The sequence below is a fragment of the Tissierella sp. genome, from assembly GCF_052089545.1.
GTDB lineage: Bacteria > Bacillota > Clostridia > Tissierellales > Tissierellaceae > Tissierella_A.
The window spans coordinates 12,194-16,427 of record NZ_JBQDAA010000026.1 but is presented as its reverse complement, the minus strand read 5'-3'; the positions used below and the strand labels follow the sequence as shown (position 1 = coordinate 16,427).

4 protein-coding genes are annotated in these 4,234 nt (G+C 28.2%); all 4 read left to right on the top strand.

Features of this window, described 5'->3' with window-relative positions:
• On the top strand, window positions 1–250 hold a 250-nt coding region (locus ACTHW2_RS03660; RefSeq protein ID WP_442262377.1), incomplete at its 5' end, for a hypothetical protein.
• An 88-nt stretch (window positions 251–338) separates the two neighbouring features.
• Entirely contained in the window at window positions 339–2,153 is a 1,815-nt protein-coding gene (gene lepA, locus ACTHW2_RS03655) for a translation elongation factor 4 (protein ID WP_442262376.1), read from the top strand.
• A gap of 47 nt (window positions 2,154–2,200) precedes the next feature.
• Window positions 2,201–3,337 (top strand): radical SAM family heme chaperone HemW, encoded by a 1,137-nt coding sequence (gene hemW, locus ACTHW2_RS03650; RefSeq protein ID WP_442262375.1) that lies wholly within the window; start codon window positions 2,201–2,203, stop codon window positions 3,335–3,337.
• A gap of 155 nt (window positions 3,338–3,492) precedes the next feature.
• On the top strand, window positions 3,493–4,234 hold a 742-nt coding region (gene hrcA, locus ACTHW2_RS03645), incomplete at its 3' end, for a heat-inducible transcriptional repressor HrcA (RefSeq protein ID WP_442262374.1).

Here is a 4,234-nt window from a genome sequence, read left to right as displayed (position 1 = left end):
AAATAAAAGACTTCACAAATCAAAACTAAAAAATAAAATCAAAAAAATAGTTATAACTTTTTTAATTTTACTTATGATATCAGGTATAAAAATTGTAAATGATGAGATTAAAAGAAAAGATTTTTTAGAAAATTCAAATCTACTTAAACTAAATTTGCAAAAAAAGACTTTTGATTTTTTAGGTGAAAGGTATTATTTAGATCTAAATATTATTAAAGAAAATTTATCGAAAATAAAGAATATCTTATAGGGTATTCTTTGTTTTTTTATTGTTTTACATATCTATGGAAATTTGCTATAATTATCTAGAATGAACTAAAGGAGGAAGAACACCTTAAATGAATAAAAATAAAAATAAAAAGAAAAATATAAGGAATTTTTCTATAATAGCACATATAGATCACGGTAAATCTACTCTTGCAGATAGACTTATAGAAAAAACTGGAATGCTTACTTCACGTGAGATGCAGTCTCAAGTATTAGATAATATGGATTTGGAAAGAGAAAGAGGCATCACAATTAAATTAAAGGCTGTTAGATTAGTTTACAAGGCTAAAGATGGAGAAGAATACATATTGAACCTTATAGACACACCTGGACATGTAGACTTTACTTATGAAGTTTCAAGATCCTTAGCTGCGTGCGAAGGAGCTCTTTTAATAGTAGATGCAAGTCAAGGAATAGAAGCCCAGACTCTTGCAAATGTATATTTAGCACTAGATGAAGACTTAGAGATATTTCCTGTCATAAATAAGATAGATCTTCCAAGCGCAAGACCAGAAGAAATAAAAAGAGAAGTAGAAGATGTTATAGGAATAGATTGTGAAAACGCACCACTTATATCAGCCAAAAATGGTGTAAATATAGAAAGTGTATTAGAAGAAATAATAGAAAAGGTTCCAGCGCCTGAAATGGTTACAGATGCTCCTTTGAAGGCCTTAATATTTGATTCAATATACGATACATATAAAGGAGTTATATGTTATATAAGGGTTTATGATGGGGTTATTAAGCCAGGTATGGAGATTGAAATGATGGCTACAGGAAAAACATTTGAAGTAACAGAAGTTGGAGTAATAACTGGAAATCATATTGTTTTGGATAAACTTGAAGCTGGAGATGTAGGTTTTATAACAGCAAGCATAAAAAATGTAAAAGAAGCTACAGTAGGAGATACTATAACAGAAAGGAATAACCCTACTAAGGAAGCATTACCTGGTTACAAAGAAGTAGTTCCAATGGTATATAGTGGTATATATCCTGCTGAAGGAGAAGACTTTAACTCAGTTAGAGAGGCTTTAGAAAAACTTCAAGTAAATGATGCAGCTTTAGTATTTGAACCAGAAACATCTGTTGCTCTTGGATTTGGATTTAGATGTGGTTTTCTAGGTCTTCTTCATATGGAAATAATACAAGAAAGACTAGATAGAGAGTTTAATTTAAGTATAATTACAACAGCGCCAAGTGTTATATATAAGGTAACTAAAAATGATGGGGAAATGATTGAGATCCAAAATCCTAGCAATCTTCCAGAACAAACTGATATTGAATACATGGAAGAACCTATAGTTAAGGCTTCTATCATGAGTCCTACAGACTATATAGGAACTATAATGGAACTTTGTCAGGATAAACGTGGTAATTTTATAAATATGGAATACTTAGAAGAAACTAGAGTTGTACTTCATTATGATCTTCCTTTAAATGAAGTAGTATATGATTTTTTTGATGCCTTAAAATCTAAAACTCGAGGCTATGCATCATTTGACTATGAATTAAAAGGATATGTAAAGTCAGACCTTGTTAAACTAGATATACTTATAAATGAAGAGTCAGTAGATGCTTTTTCACTTATAGTTCATAGAGATAAGGCTTATGAAAGAGGTAGAAACATAGCAGAAAAACTATTAAAGGAAATACCAAGACATCAGTTTGCGGTACCTATACAGGCTGCTGTTGGGTCTAAAATAATTGCACGTGAAACTATAAGAGCTCTTAGAAAAGATGTTACAGCTAAATGTTACGGTGGAGATATTTCTCGTAAGAGAAAACTACTTGAAAAACAAAAAGAAGGTAAAAAGAAAATGAGACAAATAGGTTCAGTAGAAATACCACAAGAGGCATTTTTAACTGTACTTAAATATGATGAATAAAAATGTGTACCTTCTAGGTACGCATTTTTAAATTGTAGGAGGAACTTATGAAAGAAATAGGACTTTATATCCATATACCGTTTTGCAAAAAAAAATGCTATTATTGTGATTTTACTAGTTTTTCAGGTAAAGATAATATTATAGATAAATATATAAAGAACTTGATAAAAGAATTGTCATTATATAAAGATCTTCTAAAGGATTCTAGTATAAAGACTATATTTATAGGAGGAGGAACTCCTTCCCATATAGATGGTAAAGATATAGAAAAAGTACTTGCCTTTGTAAAAGAAAACTTTATTACAATAAATCTAGAAGAAGTTACTATAGAAGTAAATCCAGGAACACTAGATCTAGAAAAAGCAAATAGATATAAAAAAGCTGGAATAAATAGAATAAGTATGGGAGTTCAAACTTTAAATGATCAGCATTTAAAATCTATAGGAAGAATTCATACTGAAAAAGAATTTTATGAATCATATAATATTTTAAAAACAGCTGGTTTTCAAAATATCAACTTAGACTTTATCTTTGGACTTCCAGATGAAACTATAGAAGATGTAGAAAAAAACTTAGAAAAAATAAGAAATATTAAACCGGCACATATTTCTTATTATGGCTTAATACTTGAAAAGGATACCTATCTAGACAAGCTTGCTAATAAGGGAATGTTAAAATTTCCTGATGAATCTGAAGAAAGAAATATGTACTATCTTATAAAAAATAAGTTAAAAAACATGGGATATATCCATTACGAGATATCAAACTTTGCTTTGCAAGATAAAGAATGTAAGCACAATTTACTTTACTGGAATATAGAAGCTTATATAGGAGTAGGGATTTCCAGTCATTCTTATTTCAAAAATAGGAGATATTGGAACAGAAATAATTTTGAGGATTATTTTTTAGATTTAGATAAAGGAATCTTTCCTATAGAAAGTGGAGAAGATATTCATGTAAATATTGAAATTTCAGAGTTTTGTATAATGGGGCTAAGACTTACAAAAGGTATCGACAAAAGCTTATTTAAAAAAAGATTTAAAAAGGATGTAGACTATTTCTTTAAAAAGAAAATAGAAAAACATTTAAAGAATGGACTTTTAATAGAGGATAAAAATTTCATAAAACTTACACCTAAAGGTTTAGATTTATCTAATATGGTGGAGGTGGATTTCCTATTATAATAAAGTGGGAGTGTGTATTTTAAATTTTATCTTGTGAAAATTAAATTAGGTGTTGACAAATAGTTTAAAAAATGATAATTTAATACTATAGTAATTAGCACTCTTTAGATTAGACTGCTAACAACATCCAAGATATAGATTCCGAGGTGAGAATGATGTTGGATGATAGAAAGTTAAAAGTTTTATATGCTATTATAAATAGTTATATTGATAGTGCTGAACCTATAGGGTCTAGGACTATCTCAAGGAACTTTGATTTAGGTGTTAGTTCGGCTACTATAAGAAATGAGATGTCAGATTTAGAAGAACAAGGTTACTTAAACAAACCTTATTCTTCAGCGGGAAGAATTCCTTCTGAAAAAGCTTATAGACTGTATGTAGATGAAATATTAAAATCACATATATTATCTTCAAATAGTTTAAAAGATTTTGATATAAAAAGCATAGCATCTAAAGAAGGTTATGATGTAGAAGAACTTATACAAAATGCAGCTAAAATATTATCAGTATTTACAAATTATACTTCTATAGTTGCTTCACCTAAATTTCAAAATAGCATAGTTAAGCATATTAAATTAGTACCTTTAGATAGTATAGGGGTATTAGTAGTAATAGTCTTAAATAATGGGATTGTTAAAAATCCTATATATAAATCAACAAAAGATATTAGTTCAGATGAATTAAACACTATATCTAATATAATCAATGAAGAATTAAGAAATATAAGCTTAGAAGAACTTTTTATTAAATTAGAAAATGGATATACTTATACGGAAGATAACAACGTTTCTTATAAGTATAAAGATATAATAAATGATATTTTTCCATTGATCTTAGATTCTATAGAAGATTTGATTTCTATAGAATTATATTTTGAAGGTCTTACTAATATTTTTA